At 46.1% G+C, this 20,299-nt stretch carries 14 protein-coding genes and 2 tRNA genes; 10 read left to right on the top strand and 6 right to left on the bottom strand.

Annotated features, from left to right (window positions below; genetic code table 11):
* Positions 1-16: 16 nt before the first annotated feature.
* From ACMXYW_RS00775 to hisB, 5 genes are all read right to left on the bottom strand, one after another.
* A complete protein-coding gene (locus ACMXYW_RS00775; protein ID WP_415904875.1) occupies positions 17-3,100 on the bottom strand; it encodes an efflux RND transporter permease subunit in 3,084 nt (1,027 codons plus the stop codon).
* 9 nt (positions 3,101-3,109) lie between these two features.
* Complete coding sequence (locus ACMXYW_RS00770; RefSeq protein ID WP_415904874.1) at positions 3,110-4,111, bottom strand: efflux RND transporter periplasmic adaptor subunit; 1,002 nt, start codon at positions 4,109-4,111, stop codon at positions 3,110-3,112.
* 183 nt (positions 4,112-4,294) lie between these two features.
* Positions 4,295-5,068, bottom strand: coding sequence for an imidazole glycerol phosphate synthase subunit HisF (gene hisF / locus ACMXYW_RS00765; RefSeq protein ID WP_415904873.1), 774 nt, complete (start codon positions 5,066-5,068; stop codon positions 4,295-4,297).
* 32 nt (positions 5,069-5,100) lie between these two features.
* Entirely contained in the window at positions 5,101-5,781 is a 681-nt protein-coding gene (gene hisH / locus ACMXYW_RS00760) for an imidazole glycerol phosphate synthase subunit HisH (RefSeq protein ID WP_415886538.1), read from the bottom strand.
* Between the two features lie 3 nt (positions 5,782-5,784).
* Positions 5,785-6,378 (bottom strand): imidazoleglycerol-phosphate dehydratase HisB, encoded by a 594-nt coding sequence (gene hisB, locus ACMXYW_RS00755; protein WP_415886536.1) that lies wholly within the window; start codon positions 6,376-6,378, stop codon positions 5,785-5,787.
* A gap of 147 nt (positions 6,379-6,525) precedes the next feature.
* On the opposite strand from hisB, the gene ACMXYW_RS00750 reads away from it, so the two are divergent.
* From ACMXYW_RS00750 to ACMXYW_RS00715, 8 genes are all read left to right on the top strand, one after another.
* Entirely contained in the window at positions 6,526-7,431 is a 906-nt protein-coding gene (locus ACMXYW_RS00750; protein ID WP_415899779.1) for a diguanylate cyclase, read from the top strand.
* Positions 7,432-7,521: 90 nt separating this feature from the next.
* Positions 7,522-9,687, top strand: coding sequence for an AsmA family protein (locus ACMXYW_RS00745; protein ID WP_415904872.1), 2,166 nt, complete (start codon positions 7,522-7,524; stop codon positions 9,685-9,687).
* Positions 9,688-9,693: 6 nt separating this feature from the next.
* Complete coding sequence (gene mutY, locus ACMXYW_RS00740) at positions 9,694-10,743, top strand: A/G-specific adenine glycosylase (RefSeq protein WP_415904871.1); 1,050 nt, start codon at positions 9,694-9,696, stop codon at positions 10,741-10,743.
* A 17-nt stretch (positions 10,744-10,760) separates the two neighbouring features.
* Positions 10,761-11,033, top strand: a complete 273-nt coding sequence (locus tag ACMXYW_RS00735; protein ID WP_415893071.1) for an oxidative damage protection protein — start codon at positions 10,761-10,763, stop codon at positions 11,031-11,033.
* Positions 11,034-11,096: 63 nt separating this feature from the next.
* A tRNA-Phe gene (locus tag ACMXYW_RS00730) sits at positions 11,097-11,172 on the top strand.
* Between the two features lie 64 nt (positions 11,173-11,236).
* Positions 11,237-11,312: transfer RNA gene (locus tag ACMXYW_RS00725), tRNA-Phe, on the top strand.
* 886 nt (positions 11,313-12,198) lie between these two features.
* Positions 12,199-15,162 (top strand): transporter substrate-binding domain-containing protein, encoded by a 2,964-nt coding sequence (locus ACMXYW_RS00720; protein WP_415904870.1) that lies wholly within the window; start codon positions 12,199-12,201, stop codon positions 15,160-15,162.
* Between the two features lie 730 nt (positions 15,163-15,892).
* Positions 15,893-17,752 (top strand): methyl-accepting chemotaxis protein, encoded by a 1,860-nt coding sequence (locus tag ACMXYW_RS00715; protein ID WP_415904869.1) that lies wholly within the window; start codon positions 15,893-15,895, stop codon positions 17,750-17,752.
* Between the two features lie 62 nt (positions 17,753-17,814).
* Here the strand turns inward: ACMXYW_RS00715 and ACMXYW_RS00710 are convergent, their stop codons facing one another.
* Positions 17,815-18,396 (bottom strand): TetR/AcrR family transcriptional regulator, encoded by a 582-nt coding sequence (locus ACMXYW_RS00710; protein ID WP_415899725.1) that lies wholly within the window; start codon positions 18,394-18,396, stop codon positions 17,815-17,817.
* 126 nt (positions 18,397-18,522) lie between these two features.
* Between ACMXYW_RS00710 and yghU the strand changes: the two genes are divergently transcribed.
* Complete coding sequence (yghU, locus tag ACMXYW_RS00705) at positions 18,523-19,380, top strand: glutathione-dependent disulfide-bond oxidoreductase (protein ID WP_415904868.1); 858 nt, start codon at positions 18,523-18,525, stop codon at positions 19,378-19,380.
* Positions 19,381-19,434: 54 nt separating this feature from the next.
* Entirely contained in the window at positions 19,435-20,103 is a 669-nt protein-coding gene (locus ACMXYW_RS00700) for a glutathione S-transferase family protein (protein ID WP_415904867.1), read from the top strand.
* The last annotated feature ends 196 nt before the right edge of the window (positions 20,104-20,299 follow it).

The following is a 20,299-nucleotide window of genomic DNA, read 5'->3' as shown; positions in this document are numbered from 1 at the left end:
AATCTATCCTAGCTAATTAAGTACCCTGACGACGATGCGACCACTGCATAAAGATACGGTACAGCATAGGAATCAGGAACAGAGTCAGTACGGTCGAGAATGCCAAGCCACTGACAATCGCCGTTGCCACTGGCCCCCAAATGAGGGAGTGACCACCTAAACCCGTTGCCAAAGAGAACAAACCGGCAATCGTCGTTAGCGAAGTAATCAAGATGGGGATCACTCGTCGTCTAGCCGCGTACAGAGTGGCATGTTTTACCGACATCCCTTTATCTAAGCGTTGGTTACCCGCTGAAATCAGCACAATTGCTGCATTCACCGCGATCCCTGCCAAAGCGACAACACCGTACATAGTAAATAGACTCAAAGGGTTTTGTGTCAGCAATAACCCAAGTACTACACCGGTAAACGCCATAGGGATGGTCATCAAGATCATCAGAGGCTGCATATAACTGGAGAACTGTGTACCCAAAATCAGGTACATCAGACCTATACCAAACAGGAAGAGAATACCGATCGCATCCAAACTCTCTTGGATATCATCTAATTCACCAGAGAAGTCTAAATCCAGATTTGGAAATTGTACTTGTAGCTCGTTATTCCAATGCTCCAAGACCATTGCGTTGGCGGTTACGGTATCCATGCTGTTTGGTAGAAGATCAGCCTCCACCGTGATCGCTCGGCGGAAGTTGTAGTGTCGGATATTGCCTAGCGCCTTTTCTTTTTCAAAATACACCAGATTAATCAGTGGTACACGACCGCCATCGGCTAACGGCAACTCAAACAGAAGTAATTGCTCAATATCACTGTATTGCTGAGGCTTCGCACGTACGCGCACTTCCAGTTTTTCACCTTCGTGCTGCATATCAGCGACGATTTCACCATCTACCAATAACTGCGCTGTACGAATGACCTCTTGTGGGTTCAGCCCCGCTTGAGTGATCGCATCATAATCAGCTTTTAGCGTCAGCGTCATACGTCCGCCGCCCGCATCGTCGGTAATATCGGTAATCGCTTCCACCGATCTCATATAGGTTTGCAGCGCATCCGCGGCTGCACGGATCTCTGCGTACTCATCACCACGCACTTTAATGCTGATCGGCTTAGACACGGGAGGACCACCCGCCAAACGTAAGAAGGAGATATTCAAAGGCCCCGGCAGTGCCAAAGCATCCTCACGCACCGCGGCTAACAGCTCATCGACCGAGCGGTTATCTTCTGTTTTAGGTTTCAGGCCGACTAATACCTGACCGTAGTGCTCACCAAACATTGGTGCCGTTTCAGTAAATTGCTGTCCGGCGTACCCAACAACAGCTCGTAGATCCTCATCTTTAAGGTGTTTACGTACCACCTTCTCCATCTGTTTTACTTTGTCCAAGGTGGCATCAAGAGAGGTCTCTGAAGCCATCTCCATATTGACGTAAAACAAGCGCAACGGATCCGAGGCAAAGAAGTCCATTTTGATCAAACCTGCTCCGAGCGCACCCATCGAGCCAATAAATAGTGCACCGATCAAGCTAAAGGTCAGTACAGGGCGACGCATCGCTTTAATCAACGAGCGTACATAGGTGATCTGAATCTTATGGGTCATGCGGGTACGGAATCGCTGCATACGCCCCGGGTTAGCAAATGACACCCGTGCCACACTCACGTGTACTGGTAGCATCCAGAATGCTTCGACTAGAGAGATCGCCAATGCGATGGTGACCACCATGGGGATCACCCGCATAAAGTCACCTAAGATCCCCGGCAGCAGCATTAATGGTAGGAAAGCCGCCATTGTGGTTAAAACCGCACTCACCACTGGGCGACCCACCTCTTCGAGCGAGGCCATAGTTGCTTGATAGATAGGTTGCCCTAGCTGTAAACGATGATAGATCGCCTCCACCACGACCACCGCATCATCCACCAACATCCCGAGCACAATAACCACACCAAGCAGCACGGTAACATTTAAGGTTTCACCCATGCCCCAGAGTACCCAGAAAGTACCTGCCAGAATAAAGGGGATACCAATAGCAGTTAAGAAGGCGATATGCGCCCCCAAAAACAACCACGCCACTACCAATACCAAGATCAACCCGATCAAAGCATTGTTCTGCATAAGGCTGATCGCTTCACGGGTCGGCACGGTCTGATCATCGACCAGAACCAGCTTCACACCAGTTGCTTGGGCCAGCTCATTGCGCTGATCCATATAGGTTTTAACCCGTTCAACCAGCTCTAAGGTATTGGCATTGGCTTTTTTCATCACCGCCAATACAACCGCAGGTTTGCCATCGATCACCGCATCTTGCTGCGCTTTAGCGCGGGTTTGTACGACTTCAGCAACTCGGTCAAGAGTAATCTCTTCCCCCTGTAGATTGATCAACGGGATATGCTTAACCTGATCAGGGTCGGCACTTCGACCAACAAGTCGCACAAGCCACGCCTGCTCGCCAACATTCACGCTACCGGCAGAGATATCCTGAAACCAAACAGATACGGTATTCGACAACTGAGTTGGAGACAGCGATAGCGCCTGCAGCGCTTCAGGATCAAAATTCACCTGCAACTCAGGATCATCCAGGCCAATCGGATCGACCCGATCTACCCCTGTGATACGTTCCAGATCTTTTTCGATATTACGCGCTTGCACCCTGAGGTTTTCATCGTCATCCAGCGCGGTAACGGCGACTGTAACACTCGGGAAAGCGTTGGCACTGGTGATCTCTAAGATCACCGGGTCAATCGCATTTTCCGGTAACTCATCTTCTACATTTTGAATTTCTCGGCGCAGATCATTGATACGTTTATCAAAGGTACGCTCATCAATATCAGAAAAGCGTATCAGCAAACTCGACACTGCTTCGCGGCTATTAGAAGAAGCAAACTTAATATCCGAGACGTTGCGAATGGCATCTTCCAGCGGGTCAGTTACACGCTTCTCAATATCGTCCGCGCTGGCCCCCGGCAGCACAGTGGTCACTACAACCCAGTTAAAGTTGATGGTTGGGTCTTGCTGGCGAGGTAGCAAGTTGTAGCATAGGAAACCGATCACCAATACCAATAGAAAGGTGAGGTTAGCTAAGACATGGTTGTTAAATAGGCGCATCAACATCTGATTTTTTTACTCCTGCGCCATCACTGTCACATCACTGCCCGATTCAACCCCATGCTGACCTTCTACAATCACCATCGTATCCAATGGCAGATCAACAACGGCTGCCTGACCTTCAACCGCTTTAGGCAGTGCAATAAATTCCGCCTTGGAATCATTCAGCCCCATCACTCCCAACTGACCATCACGGGACACAATGTACCGAACCGGCAAGCGCCCTTGGGGCTCCTGCCATACCAAACGACCACTGCTACCTGATATGGCTTTATCGGCACTAAATTGCAGACGAACTTCTTGAGTACGGGCACGATTTTCGACAAAAGGCACAATCACCCGTAGTTCCAGTGGATAGCGTTGCTGTTGAATCTGATATTCAATCTTTGTGGAATTAGGCAGAGAAGCAAGCTGCTTACTACTCAGCAACGCTGATACTTCCTGACGATCCTCAGCTAGAAGTTTGAATAGAGGTGTGCCCGATGCGACTAGGCTGCCTTCACCCACCAAACGTTCAGTCACAACACCTTTAAACGGCGCTACTGGGGTACAACGAGATACCGCTAGCTCAGCTTCATCCAAACGGGCTTTAGCACCGGAAGCTTGCGCTAATAAGCTATCCAGCTCAGCGCGACGCTGATCACGCAGTTCTTTTGAAGCATTACGCTGTTTTAACAATCGCTCAGCTCGGCTTAATTGCTGACGTGCCAAACGCGTTTGCGCCTGTAGCGCGTTTAACTCACTTTTGACTTGGACTAAGCGCAGATCAAAATCACGACATTCAAGTTTTAGCAGAGGAGCGCCCTTTTCAAGCTGATAGCCTACATTAACAAGCACCTCTTCAACCGGTGCATTTAACCGACTACTGATAATCACATGATGATCGTTGATCACCTGCGCTGGTGCGCTTTGACTGGATGGGGCTAACAGCTCGGACAGAGGCTTAACTACCACACTTTCTGCTGCCTGAAGCTGAGTACTTAAAACCAAAAGAGTAAAAGTGAAGAGCTGTCGCATAACTAAGTCCTAACTAAATCCCTGTGAGCCATTTATTAGAAATGATTCTCAATCTTTTTTCGTGCTACAAAATGATGCATGACCTTGACCCTAATAGCCATACTAAAGTTCACAATGTATCTAAATTACGCGCAATAAAAAGCCCCGCATTTGCGAGGCTTCATAATCAGGCTATCACTTCCGTTATAAACGGACTTCAATACCCTTGTCTCGCATATATTCCTTCGCTTGCGGAACTGTGTACTCATTAAAGTGAAAGATAGAAGCCGCAAGCACAGCGTCTGCCTTCCCTTCGATACAGCCTTCCACTAAGTGATCTAGATTACCAACACCACCAGAAGCGATAACAGGTACGTTGACCGCATCACTAATGGCACGCGTAACTTCTAGGTCGTAACCGTTTTTAACGCCATCTTGATCCATAGATGTCAGAAGAATTTCACCTGCACCTAACTCAACCATCTTCTGCGCCCATTCAACCGCATCGATACCGGTTGGTTTACGGCCACCGTGAGTAAAGATCTCCCAACGGTTCTCTTCACCCTCTTTGGATACTTTCTTGGCATCAATAGCTACAACGATACATTGTGAACCAAAGCGCTCCGCTGCTTCTTTAACAAACTCGGGGTTAAATACCGCAGCAGAATTAATAGATACTTTATCTGCACCTGCATTCAACATGGTACGGATATCCTCACAAGTACGAATACCACCACCTACTGTCAGTGGGATAAATACCTGTGAAGCCATACGTTCAACCGTTTCCACCATAGTGTCACGGCCTTCATGGGTTGCAGTAATATCTAGAAATGTAATTTCGTCTGCGCCCTGCTCGTCGTAGCGCTTTGCTACTTCTACAGGGTCACCAGCGTCGCGAATATCGACAAACTTAACGCCTTTCACCACGCGACCGTTTTCTACATCGAGGCAAGGAATAATTCGTTTTGCCAAAGCCATGAGTAGCTACCTCTAAAATTTGATCTAATGGATTAAGGTTTAATCGTATTTTCAGTCATCGGTGCAGGTGCTGGCTTGCCATCCCAGTTAAGGAAATTCTTAAGCAACTGCAAACCCGCCTTAGAGCTTTTCTCAGGGTGGAACTGCACAGCGAACACATTGTCACGCGCAAGCGCAACATCAAACTGCTGACCGTAACGACAAACACCAGAAACCAGATCACGTTCTTCAGCCGTTACAAAGTAGCTGTGAACAAAGTAGAAACGACTACCGTCTTCAATCTCATTCCATAGAGGGTGATCATCCATCTGAGCGACTTCGTTCCAACCCATATGTGGAACTTTCAGGCGCTCGCCCTCTTCTGCTAGGTCATCGCCAAAGTAATTCACACTACCCTTAAAATGAGACAAGCAATCTACGCCATCGTTCTCTTCAGAACGCTCAAGCAGAGCTTGCATACCAACGCAGATACCTAGGAATGGTTTACCCGAATTGATTGCATCTGTGACCTCTTTATCCACACCGGCACGTAGCATCTCTGCCATGCAATCACGCATTGCACCAACGCCCGGCAAGATAACGCGGTCAGCACTGGCAACTAGCGCAGGATCAGAAGTCACACGTACTTCAACACCCGGCTGTACAAATTCCAGTGCTTTGGCAACAGAGTGCAAGTTGCCCATGCCATAATCGATTACCGCTACACTCGACATAACTTACAAACACCCTTTTGTAGAAGGCATAACATCCGCAGCACGCGCATCAATCTCTAGTGAGTAACGCAGAGCACGACCAAACGCTTTAAAGATGGTTTCCGCTTGGTGGTGGGCATTGAAGCCCTTGATGTTATCGATATGCAAAGTAACGCCCGCGTGATTTACGAAGCCTTGGAAAAATTCCCAAAACAGCTGCGTATCAAAACGGCCGATATTGCCGCGGGTAAAGTCACACTTAAAATCTAGTCCTGGGCGACCAGAGAAATCGATAACAACACGGGACAAAGCTTCATCCAGCGGGCAGTAAGCGTGGCCGTAGCGCATGATCCCTTTACGATCACCTACCGCTTCTTTAAATGCTTGCCCTAGCGTGATGCCGATATCTTCAACCGTGTGGTGGTCATCGATATGTGTATCGCCATTAGCATGAATATCTAGATCAATAAGACCGTGGCGGGAGATCTGCTCCATCATGTGCTCTAAGAACGGCACACCTGTATCGGCCTTAAATTGGCCAGTTCCATCAATATTTACCGACACAGTGATCTGTGTCTCCAATGTATCTCGACTTACCTTGGCTGTACGGTCCGCCATGGTGATCTCCCACTATATTTGATCTGAGCCGCGATTATACAACCATCCCCCCATCCATGCACTTTTCAAAGCGGTTAATTACACGCAAATACAGAGACCTTGGGCTATCTTGTAGGTATCGCCTTTTATTAAGGACGGAATCAGCTGATGAATGATCCCGATCTACATCAACTCCTGCGCGGCAATCATCGTGCATTGCTGTTAGTGATCGACGCCCTGCCTTTCCCAATCTACTACAAAGATCACGAAGGTAAGTATCTCGGCTGTAACAAGGCCTATGCTGATTACGTTCAAGTTTCCAGAGAAGATCTAATTGGTAGGAACGTTTTTGACGTCTTTGATAAAACTCCCGCCTCTATTTTTGCGGCAGCCGATATGGAGTTGCTGAACAATCCCGGTATTCAGATCTACGAAACCCCTGTGCATCGAGAAGGCCATGAGCTCAACTATGTGAAGTTCCATAAAGCCACCTTTCATGACAGCGACGGTTCCGTTGCAGGGCTTATCGGCGCCATCATAGATATAACAGATCAGAAAACCCTAGAGAAAAAATTTAAGCGTTTAGCGACTTATGACGATCTCACCGGTATCTATAACCGCCGTGAAGGTCGAAAACAGCTCAAACTGCTGTGCAAAGAAGCAATTCGAAAAGAACGCCCTATCTCAGTCATTCTTTTAGATATCGACGATTTCAAAGACATTAATGACACATACGGTCATGACACCGGTGATATCGCCCTTAAACAGGCAGCACAGTGTCTAGATCGATATTCCAGAGCTCACGATTTTGTTTGCCGTTATGGGGGTGAAGAGTTCATGATCATCCTACCCGAAACAGACACACCTTCCGCCTTAAAAATTGGTGAGCGTTATCTAGAGGCCCTACGCAGCTTGGAAGTACAGATAACCACTAGCGAGGCAATACACCTCACCGCAAGTATTGGTGTAGGAGAGTTGGATAAAGAGTTTACCGATAGAGAACTGATGCTCAAACAGGCAGATTTAGCCCTCTATCGTGCTAAAGCCAGCGGGAAAAACCAAGTCTGTGGCTAAATTATTCATCCCTCCTTCAGCCTCCACCATTGAAACTTCATTATTTCCGTTTATCCTCATCCCTTCAGAACCCTTGCCAAGGAGAGAACAATGAAAGGTCTGCTGAAATTACTCGCTGGTCTAGCCGCACTGATTGTTGTGGTGATCGTCGCTGGCGGTGCCATTCTGGGTGCATTCTTTGATCCCAACGAATACAAACCCGAAATAGAGCAAGCAGCACATGATAATGCTGGTATCGAACTAAAAATTAACGGTGATATCGGCTGGTCAGTTTTCCCTTGGTTAGGACTTGAGGTAAATAAGATTGATGCCAAATTCCCTGGCAAACAGGACTTAGCCAAACTAAACCAAGCTCAGATTTCTGTACGTCTACCGGCGCTGTTATCTGGCAATGTTGAGATGCAAAGCGTCGTTATAGATGGTTTAGAGCTAAACCTTGTCCAAGAAAAAGATGGCAGCAACAACTGGGCGGTAGCAGCGGCACCTGCCGATACTAAAAAAGATGCGACAACAACAGATGGAGCCCCAAAAGAAGAGGCGGCAACAAGCTCATCTGCGCCTATCGCGATCAACATCGACAGCATCCAAATCAGCAACGGTAACATCATCTATCAAGATAAAGCCGTTGATATGATCGCTAAGCTAACTGAGTTCAACATGTCCTCAGGTCAAGTGGTGACTAACGCTTTCTTCCCTGCAGAGTTAAGCTTTAATGCGTCACAAACCGTTAAGGGCGAAGAGCAGATCAAAGCCGCAGCGAAACTAGCTGCTGAGTTTTATCTGGATCTGAAACAGCAACAGTACAAGCTTAAAGGCTTAACTAGCGAGCTAAACCTGAGTGGTAAACCACTAGGCGGTAAATCACTGGCGCTGAAGACTGCTGCCGATATTGAAGCAGACCTACCAAAACAACAGCTAAGCCTTAACAACCTAAAACTATCGATTGCCAATCTAAATGCAGAGGGTGCGCTGGCCGTTAATAACTTCGCAGCACCAGCGATCAGTGGCAAGCTGAATGTGGCTGCCTTCGATCTAAATAAACTGCTGAGTGCTGTGGGTCAGGCTGAAGTTAAAACTAACGATCCGAACGTTCTAAAAGCGATCAGCTTATCTACAGAACTAGAAGGTCCTGCCAATACAATCACCGCAAAAGCGCTAACCGTTATGCTGGATGATACGACCTTCAACGGTTCTGCAGCATTTAACCTAGCGAACAGCAACATCACGCTGAACCTGCAAGGCGACAAGATCAATGCAGATCGCTACATGCCACCTGCAACGCAAAGTAAAAAAGCAGAGAGTTCTTCCAACACTGCAACTGCAAGCACTGCTAAAAAGGGCCAGAGCGGCCCTTACTCGAAAGATCCAATTCTGCCAGTTGAAACACTGCGTGGCTTAGAGCTAGATACTACGCTAGGCCTGAAATCACTGCATGTTTCCAATATGGATATCAGCAATGTTGCACTACAAGTAAGCGCTCATGGTGGCTTAATCAAGGCAACTAAACTTGATGCTGATCTATACAAAGGCAGCGTGCGTAATAACGTCACTGTTGATGTGCGTAAGAACACACCGGTTATCACCTCAAAGAAAACCATCACAGGTATTCAAGTGGGTGATCTGCTAAAAGATATGGCCAACGCCGATCAGCTAACCGGCAAACTTAACTCTACATCTAATCTAACGCTTCGCGGTAACTCTGTTCACGATTTTGTAAACAGCGTTACAGGTACTGCGAAAGTAAACATGAAAGATGGCGAGCTAAAAGGTTTAGACATGGCACAATCCGTTTGCCAAGGTCTAAACAATGTTAGCGCACTGGGCGGTGAAGCTGAGCAAGTGGACCGTTCAACACCATTTACCAGTATGGGCGCTTCTACCCGTATTAAAAACGGCGTAGTAAACAACCAAGATCTAAAAGCGGCACTGGATGCAATGACCCTAAGTGGTAAAGGCACCGTGAACCTACCAAAACAGCTTTTGGACTACCGTCTTGGCTTTATGGTTGAGAAGAATCTGTTTAAAGAAACCTGCTCTTTCCCCAATAAACTGGAAGGTGTAGAAGTGCCAATCGATTGTAAAGGCAGTTTTAACACAGAACCAACTAAGCTATGTAAGCCTGATTTCAGCTTTATCACTGACGCACTAAAACAAGACGTTAAGAAGAAAGTTGAAGAGAAAAAAGAAAAACTAAAAGCCAAAGCTGAAGAGAAAATCAAAGATAAGCTAGGCGACAAACTAAAAGGTTTATTTTAACCCCTAATGACACCTGATCTATTCGCTAACGCCGTGCTGGAATGGTTTGACCAGCACGGTCGTCACGACCTACCTTGGCAAGAGAAAAAGACCGCATATAACACTTGGATCTCTGAGATTATGCTGCAGCAGACTCAGGTCACCACCGTTATTCCTTACTATCAACGCTTTATCGGACGTTTCCCAACAGTAGAAGCGCTAGCAGCCGCAGAGCAGGATGAAGTGCTCCATCTATGGACAGGTTTGGGTTATTACGCCCGAGCCCGTAACCTGCATAAAACTGCGCAGATAGTTAGCAGGGAACATCAAGGTCAGTTTCCTGAAACAGTTGAAGGGTTGGAAGAGCTACCCGGCATTGGTCGCTCCACTGCAGGTGCCGTCTTATCGATCAGCACCGGTAAGTGGGCTCCGATTCTAGATGGCAATGTTAAACGAGTATTAGCACGTTTTTATGCGCTAGAGGGTTGGCCAGGCACAACAGCTAATCAAAAGCTGCTGTGGCAATATGCCGAACAGAATACACCGCAAGAACGCACGGGTGATTACACGCAAGCGATGATGGATCTGGGTGCTACCCTCTGCACTCGCAGTAAGCCTTCTTGTTTACTCTGTCCACTGCAACAAGGCTGCCAAGCATTCGAATTAGGCAAAACTGATCAACTTCCAGTACCTAAGCCGAAAAAGACGATTCCGGTAAAACAGACCTACATGCTGATTTTGCAGCAGGATAATCAATCTGAGGTTTTACTCTTTCAACGTCCACCGAGTGGTTTATGGGGTGGATTGTGGAGCCTACCCCAAGTTGCAGACCTGCGTGACACCTTCAACGAAACAGGTTTGGAGCTAGATGAAGAAAGCATTCAGCTCATGGAACCTCTGCGTCACACCTTTAGTCATTTCCATCTAGACATCACCCCAGTGAAGGCGAGAGTGAATACCCCTACAGACTGTGTCATGGAAGGGAAGCCTCTGCTCTGGTATAACATAGAGCAACCAGAAAATGTTGGTTTAGCAGCACCGGTTAAGAAACTCTTGCAACAACTAACCAACGCGTAAATTGATTGGAGCAAAACATGAGTCGCACCGTCCTATGCCGTAAATATAAAGAGGAACTTGAAGGATTGGATCGTCCTCCTTATCCAGGCGCTAAAGGCCAGGAAATTTACGAAACAATATCCAAAAAGGCTTGGAAAGAGTGGACTGATCATCAAACCATGATCATCAACGAAAAACACCTGAGCATGATGGACCCATCCACCCGTGAATTCCTGCAAACAGAGATGCAAAAATTCATGGATGGAGAAGACTACGAGAAGGCTGAAGGCTACGTTCCACCTTCAAAATAGTTTTTTTGTAACAAGTGGTTGACAGTTTTCCGTGAAGACGGTTTAATACGCGCCACTTGAGTTGCCCAGATAGCTCAGTCGGTAGAGCAGGGGATTGAAAATCCCCGTGTCGGTGGTTCGATTCCGCCTCTGGGCACCACTTATTTCAAGCCTCGTTAACCTAGCGGGGCTTTTTAGTCAGCAAGTTATCGCTGCACCTGATTGCCCAGATAGCTCAGTCGGTAGAGCAGGGGATTGAAAATCCCCGTGTCGGTGGTTCGATTCCGCCTCTGGGCACCACTTCCTAGTTTGAAATCTCTCTTTTTTATTTAGATCTTCCAAGATTGATTATCTTTTGGCGTCATCGAACCTGGTTAGATTATTCGCTTCGCTCACCCTTCGGGCTATCGTCGTTGCACTCCGATGTGTGAATGCCTTCGGCATTGATCCGCCTCTGGGCACCACTTCCTAGTTTGAAATCTCTCTTTTTTATTTAGATCTTCCAAGATTGATTATCTTTGGGCGTCATCGGACCTGGTTAGATTATTCGCTTCGCTCACCCTTCGGGCTATCGTCGTTACACTCCGATGTGTGAATGCCTTCGGCATTGATCCGCCTCTGGGCACCACTTCCTAGTTTGAAATCTCTCTTTTTATTTAGATCTTCCAAGATTGATTATCTTTGGGCGTCATCGGACCTGGTTAGATTATTCGCTTCGCTCACCCTTCGGGCTATCGTCGTTACACTCCGATGTGTGAATGCCTTCGGCATTGATCCGCCTCTGGGCACCACTTCCTAGTTTGAAATCTCTCTTTTTTATTTAGATCTTCTAAGATTGATTATCTTTGGGCGTCATCGAACCTTGTTAGATTATTCGCTTCGTTCACCCTTCGGGCTATCGTCGTTGCACTCCGATGTGTGAATGCCTTCGGCATTGATTCGCCTCTGGGCACACTTCTTAGGTGAAACTTCCTTTACTTCGTTTTGTAGACTTCCCAAGATTAATTTTATTTGGCTGTCCTCACTCAAATTAGATTAGTTGCTTTGAAGACTCTAGCTGTTGCCGTAAGCCAACTAAGTGCTTTCTCCCTGATTATTTAAGGAAGTGCGCAATTTCCAACCCTTTCATTTAATGATATAGATACAGTCCCACTATAAAAAAATATAAATATCAGGGACTTTCTTCGTGTTAAGGCAGACATCACTACTCACCTATATCACGTCATTAATCTTATTAGCATTAAGCTTTGTTTCCCAAGCTAATGAGATACCACTGACGCAAGAAGAGAAAACATGGTTACTCAACCATCAGAAAATTCGCGTCCATAATGAGGTGAGCTGGGGCCCTTTTAACTATCACGAATTCGGCCGCCCTAAAGGCTATTCTGTTGAATTTATGAACCTTTTGGCAGAAAAGCTCAGCATAGAAATTGAGTACGTAACCGGCCCTACTTGGGGTGAATTCCTAAATATGCTGGATCATAAAGAGCTTGATGTGATGCTTAACATCATCAAGACAGACGATCGCAGCAAATACATTCTCTTTACCGACCCCTATGTAAATAACCCATCAGGAATTGTGGTCCGAGACGACAATCGCACAGTTCGAGATCTGAGAGATCTGAATGGCCGCGTTCTTGCCATCCCCAAAGGTTTTTTCTATCAAGAAATCATCGAAAAGCACTTCCCCGGCATTCAGTTATTACTCCTTAAAGACCAAGTAGATAGCCTCAAAGCCGTAGCTTTTGGTCGCGCCGATGCCACCATGGGTGGAATTGCCGTGCAAAACCACTTAATCCGTAAACACCTAATGAGTAACCTCAAGGTCGTCGGAGGTATTGATGATCCTCGTTTTGCCAACCTTTTACGCATCGGGGTACGCGATGATTGGCCTATTTTCCGCTCCATTATGCAGAAAGCGATTGAGTCCGTTACCAAAGAAGAGAGGGATCGGCTAAGCCGTCGCTGGCTAGAAGGCGGATTACAAAGAACACAGACTCTCCACCTAGATAAAGAGGAACAAGAATTCCTCGCTGCCCACCCAGTACTTCGGGTACATAATGAGATGGCCTGGCCTCCTTTCAATTACAACGAACAGGGCAAGCCCAAAGGTTTTTCTATTGATGTAATGAACCTAATCGCCAAGAAAACCGGTTTTAGGATCCAGTATGTCAGTGGTCCTAACTGGAATGACTTCTTGGCGATGACTCAAGAACGCGAATTGGACATGATGCTGAATATCGTTAATACAGCAGAGCGTCGTAAATATATTCGTTTCACCCGCCCTTACGCAGTCAATCCAAATGTAATTGTCAGCAAAAAATCCGCTAAATATGAATCGATTGAGAGCCTATTCGGTAAAACAGTGGCCATACCAAAAGGCTTTTTCTACGAAGAGATCCTCACCAACGAATACCCACAAATCAAACAACACCTAGTTACCGATGCCATCGAGAGCTTGAAAGCTATCTCAATTGGTAAAGCCGATGCAGCACTGGGTGAAGCTGCTGTTTTTAACCATCTGATCGCTAAAAATTTGATGAACGATCTTACCGTTTCAGGTGAGGTCGATGTGGGCAAACCCGATCTAGCAAACCTACGCATAGGTGTGCGTTCCGATTGGCCTATCCTGCAAAGGATTATGGACCGTGCGATTGAATCACTGACAAGAGATGAAGTCGCAGCGATATCTCAGCGCTGGATGGGTAACGAGAACTATGTCGCAAGACCCGGCAGCGGCCTTAGCCTAACCTCCGCTGAAAAAGCCTATTTAGAAAAACAGCCTGGCATAACTTTTTGTGCCAATCCCGATTGGATGCCCTTGGAGCAAATAGGTCCTGGAGGAAGACATGAAGGGATGGTTGCCGACTACCTCAATTTAATGGCTGATCGAATTGGTATAGGCATGACAATGCTACCCACTGAAAGTAGCCAACTGTCACTGGAATACGCTCAGAACAGACGCTGCGACATCATGTCCGCAGCCTTCGAAACACCTGAAGCTAAACGACAATTAAACTTTACCAAGCCCTACCTGCGTTTGCCTTTAGTTATTGCGATTCAGGAAGACTCTCTATTCGTGGACGGCCTCAAATCTCTCAAAGATAAAACGATAGGCGTACCTAAGGGATACGGCTTACTTAAAAAACTGCAACAGGACTATCCAAAGATAAATGTCATTGAAGTAGATAGCGTTGCTGACGGTCTTCGCATCGTTGAGGAAGGACGTATTTTCGGTTTAATCGGGGCGATAGCTCCCGTGGGTCATGCTATTCGTAAACATCGCTTCCTGAATTTAAAAATCGGCGGACGTCTAGATGAGGACTGGAAACTGGCAGTAGCCATACGTAACGATAGCCCTGAACTTCTTTCCATGTTCAATAAGGCCACAGAATATATAACCGAAGAAGAACACTCCAAAGTATTCCAACGCTGGGTATCGGTTAAATTTGAACACGATGCAAATTATGAATTGATCTGGAAACTCGTCTTTGCCGCATTGTTTATTATCACAATTATTACGCTATGGAATTGGAAACTATCTCGACTGAATAAACAGCTGAAATCAGAGATAAGCCTGCGTGAAGCAGCAGAGCAGCAATTGAATCAGCTTAATGAAAAGCTCAATAGCAAAAACACTGAGCTATCCATCCTATCGACAACCGATGCGCTTACTGGGCTAAACAACCGTTTGCACATTGAGTTATTACTGGAAGAGGAGCTATATCGTCTCCAACGCTTCAAACACCCGCTGTCTATTTTGCTATTGGATGTCGACCTATTTAAAAAGATTAATGACCAATACGGCCACCTCTGTGGCGATGCTGTGCTGAAAAAATTTGCACAAATACTACGAGAAAACACTCGTAAAACAGATAAAATCGGTCGTTGGGGTGGTGAAGAGTTTATGATTCTTTTACCTGAAACAAACGCACAGATGGCTTACCGATTAGCAGAAAAGCTTCGCACCGCCATCGCAGCAGAAATGTTTGAAGAGGTTGATCAAGTGACTGCCAGCTTCGGCTTAGCTGAGGCAGCCATTGATCACTCTCCAAGAGAGTTAATTCAAATAGCTGATGCTGCACTGTATCAAGCCAAAGAGCTCGGGCGAAACCGAGTTATCAATGGTGGTAGCGTTGAAAGTGCCTGACTGACTATCCCAAGGTACTTAGGGTCGCAAAATAACATCGTCCTTATTTTGCGGCCTTAATAACTTCTACTTTCCTAAGAACGCTAAACCCATTCATTCTTTGACCAAGCTCAAAACTCGCGACCAATGTCCCCCTTGAGCCCTAATACAATTTTATCTAGTATGACCACTCAAATATGACATTTTTATTACAGAAAATTCTAATATTTGAAACTCAGCAAGGTAAAGGTTTCTCTATTGCTCAAAAGTCAGAATAACCCATTATTGATACTAATATGCTTACTGTTGTTATCGACAGAAGTACTTTCTGCCTTTTGTATTTGCCAAACTTCTACATCATACGAAAACTTATTCGCCGAACCACACCCTTGTCAGCTCAATCTTCATGAAAGCCACCCTGTAAACGTGGCCATTGAGAATCATCTTGAAAACTTGCAACTCGATGATATTCCTAATTCGACATCGTTTTACCAACCTGTAGCCGTTGTCACTCGTCACTTTTCACAAAGTTACAGTTACTCTAATTCCATCCGAATAGATCGCCCTCCGCAGAGACAATCCTAAGCTCCGTCCAACATCGGATAGAGCTCCTTAGATAAAACCTTGGACTGAACGGTTACCTGTTGATTGGTAATCCTATACACGCATTTCAAAATGCAAACACAGTCCCTCTGCCCGCTAGTCGTTAGATCACGACTAGAAATACACCCATTAGATGTCAGGTGTTGATATGACTATCAAAAGAAAACTGTTACTAATTTCACTGTTCTTTATCGTTGGTATGCTCCTAATTATGGGGAGCAACCATTACTCTCTGAACAACATTAGCCAACTGAAAAATTCAACGCTGGAGCTCAGCTATGTGCAGCAGGATTTACTGAATTTAAGACGTAACGAAAAGGATTTTTTCGAGCGTAAAGACCTAAAATATGTACAAAGATTTGACGCTGGAGTCACTGCACTAGAGCAACGCTCACACGCATTAGAAGAGTTAAAAAAGGCGTTAGGGCTCAGCGCTAACCATGACAAATTTCAGCAATTACTCACAACCTACAACGAGCAATTTAAAAATTTTGTTAACACCCAAAAGGCACTTGGATTAAGCAAAAACGAAGGGGCCTTAGGCAAGCTTCGAAGCTCCGCACACAAAGTCTCTGCTGCACTAGAGGAGCAACCAGTCTTCCAAAATACGCTGCTGTCTTTACGCCGCCACGAAAAAGATTTTATGCTGCGTAAAGAAGCAAAGTATGTCAGCAGTTTTAACGACACGTACAACTCTCTGACAATTCAACTAGAACAAAACAGCCATCTCTTTGGTGCGCAATTCACGCAACTGAAGTCAGACTTAGCCTTGTACTCTGCAACCTTTAATCAATACGTTCAGCTGACTGAAAAACTAGGCACCTCTCACCAGAAAGGAATCCGCAAGGATCTACGAAACACCGCACATGAACTCGAAAAAGAACTGGCTGACTTAGCTGCAATACAGATACCGGAAGTACAACAGCATACTCAAAGCCAGCAAAACATCATGCTGGTTATGGCCCTGTTGATTATCATCGTCGGTTTTACCGTCACAACTATGACAGCCATGAGTATCCAAAAACGCATCGCCCTAGTCGCCTCTGCCATGAAGAAGTTAGGCCAAGGGGATGCTAACCTGAAGCAGAAAATCTCCGTGGATGGTAATGATGAGATCAGTGACGTAGCAACAAACTGTAACCAGTTTATTGAGAAAACCCGATGTGTTGTATCCCAGCTGTTACTCAATGTTGAACAACTGAAACATGTTGAGTCCCAGCTTAGTTCTGTAGTCACTCAGGTAGATACAGATAGCCGTAGTCAGCACATCAGTACCGAAGATATGGCTGCAGTGGTTTGCCAAACTCGCCAATCAATCTCAGAAGTGGCGCAAAGCGCTGCAACAACCGCTCATGCTACGTCGGAAGCACAGGAGCAAGCCAATTCAGGTCTAATTACCACCAATCAATGTGAACAGAGTTTTAAAGCGTTTGCCCGAGATGTAGAAGATTCCTCCACCACGATTAATCGTTTGAGTGAACAAACTAGCGACATATCCAAAGTACTGGTAGTCATTAGCGATATTGCCGATCAAACGAACTTACTGGCACTTAATGCTGCAATTGAAGCGGCACGGGCAGGCGAGACAGGGCGCGGCTTTTCTGTAGTCGCGGATGAAGTAAGAGATCTCGCTAAACGAACCCAAAATTCTACCCAAGAGATACAGAGCATTATTCTTAAACTGCAAGATAGTGTTGCTGAAGCAGTGAAAAAGATGGCCAGTAGCCAAACAAATGCCATTAAAGGTGTCGAGCAGATTACAGAGCTCAACCACAAGCTAGTAGAGATTGATAATGCCGTAGCCAGCATCGCTACCATGAGCGAGCAAATGTCCTGCGCAACGCAGGAACAACAATCCTCAGCAGAACGACTGGGTAATAATATCGAACAAGTCAGCCATGCAGCGACACGTACAGTGGATGGAATGCTGGTCCTTAACCGCAGCCAAGATGAGCTGTCTGGGTTAGTGCAAGAGATACAACGAACCTGTGGGGCTTTCCGCTGCTAGGTTATATTCGAAGAGACAGGGCGAACAGCTACTGGCTATCGCCCCGTTTCAATAAAGCGGCTTTACACCATCGACGCAATTGAATCATCGATCATTGCGACCAAGTCATCTTCATCCGGTGAAACACGCGCATATACACGCAGGCCGATAAGCTGCATTTGGATATAGCGAGCAAGGCGGGCAGCATCTTTTGAGGAATCGACCTCGCCTGCTGCTTGCGCTTGTTCAATCAGTTGCGTTAGGGCCTGTTCTACAGCCTTCAGAAGCCCCTTCGCCTCATCTAACAATTCACCGTTTTCCTCTGTCAGTTCAGCAATCGCTTTTACCAACATACACATCTCACTAGGCGTATCCTCTCTGCAATTCAAAACCACGGTTTTGATAAATGCTTTGAGTGCTGCAAGTGGAGATTCAGACGTCTTAGTGCTCTCCGTTAATCGCGCCAAGCTAGTTTTTGCATAGTGATTTAGGCTCTCTTTAAACAACCCCTCTTTACTACCAAATGCGGCGTAGATACTGCCTGGACGCATATCAATATGGTCCTGCAAATTACGCATAGACGTAGCGTGGAAACCTTTTTCCCAGAAAAGATTCGTTGCCTTATCCAGCACCTCAGCACGGTCATGTTTTAGAGTGTTAGCCATGATTAAAACTTCAGATTGAACATTTGTTCAAATTTTAGCTTGAACAAACGTTCAAGTCCAGCTAGGATGAAGGAAATGAACGAACGTTCAATTTAATATTACAATTTTTAAAGGTACCGCAGTTTTATGAACGCACAGTACACCCCACCTACAGTGTGGAAGCATGAAGAGGAAAATGGTGGCACGTGGGCAAGTATCAATCGCCCAGTATCAGGTGCGACTCATCAAGCTGAGTTGCCGAAAGGGAAACACCCACTGCAAATGTATTCGATGGGGACGCCTAACGGCCAGAAAGTCACCATCATGCTTGAAGAGCTGCTAGCAGCAGGCGTTAACCAAGCAGAATACGATGCCCACATGATTCAGATAGGTGAAGGAGATCAGTTCTCTTCCGGCTTTGTGGATATCAATCCCAACTCTAAGATTCCAGCCCTTGTTGATAACTCAGGTTCGACGCCAACTCGCGTATTTGAATCAGGCGCCATCTTACTTTATCTAGCTAAGAAGTTTGGTCATTTCCTATCAGAAGACCCTAGCGAACAGGCAGAACAACTAAATTGGCTGTTTTGGCTACAGGGTTCTGCGCCCTATCTAGGGGGCGGATTTGGACACTTTTACGCCTATGCCCCAGAAAAATTCGAATACCCCATAGACCGCTTCACTATGGAAGTAAAACGTCAGTTAGACCTACTGAATAAACAACTGGCGGACAATACCTATATCGCAGGCGAAAATTACTCCATCGCCGATATTGCTATCTGGCCTTGGTATGGCGAACTGGTTCGCGGCAACCAATACAATGCCGCCACTTTCCTTGATGTCGACAGCTACACCAACCTGCAACGCTGGGCCGAGCAGGTCGCGCAAAGATCAGCTGTACAGCGAGGCCGTATCGTAAATCGCACTTGGGGCGAAGCTTGGGAACAACTGCGCGATAGGCATCAAGCTGCGGATATAGATCAAGTTCTGAAACTAAAGCCCTGAATAATTACTACAAGCCATCTCAATTTACGTTAACTCAACAGGTTCAAAACGCTTATGCTTAAATTCTATTTTCACCCAACCCCTAATCCAATGAAGGTCGCGCTTTTTCTTGAAGAAGCGGGACTAGAATATGAATTAGTCCCTGTGGATACTTTAAAAGGGGAACAACACAGTCCGGAATACGCGGCAATCAATCCGAATAAAAAAGTACCCGCCATCGATGATGAAGGCACAAAGGTCTTTGATTCCACAGCGATCCTTCTCTACCTCGCCGAAAAACATAATCTATTTCTGGGAGATGCCGAAGATAAGGCTAAATTACTCTCTTGGTTGATGTTTATCGCCTCAGGCCTTGGACCTTATTCGGGTCAGGCGGTGCATTTCCAGCGCGCTGCACCTGAGAACCTACCTTACGCGATCAATCGTTATCGCCGTGAAGCAGCCCGCCACTATCAAGTGCTGGACGATCAATTGGCGAACAACACTTATATCACGGGTGATAAGTACACCATTGCAGATATTGCTGCTTGGGGCTGGATTGACCGTGTGCTACCAGTTTTAGGCGAGAACGAGTTGGATAAATTCCCTAACCTATCACGCTGGTTTAAAACGGTAGATGCCCGTCCAGCGGTAGCAAAAGCCAGAAGCATCAGCGGTGATATCCAATTTAAATCAGAAATGGACGAAGAAGCGAAACGCGCTTTATTCCCGCAAAATTACTAAGTCCGATTGATTCTCCTTGGCTCAATTTGTATATGAGCCAAGGAACCTAATCCCGCAGAGTTCAAGCCATTTCGCTTACCCCTACCCCCTTTTCAACAGCAAAGAGCTCAGCCAAACTTTGCCAAAATACTTGACATAGATGCTGAGCTTTTAATAATGTATAAATAATACATTATATTGTAATAGGTTTAACGCC

The organism is Neptuniibacter sp. QD48_55 (assembly GCF_047778115.1).
Classification (GTDB): Bacteria; Pseudomonadota; Gammaproteobacteria; order Pseudomonadales; family Balneatricaceae; genus Neptuniibacter.
Note: the sequence above shows the minus strand (reverse complement) of the source record. Positions and strands in the feature narration are given on the sequence as shown.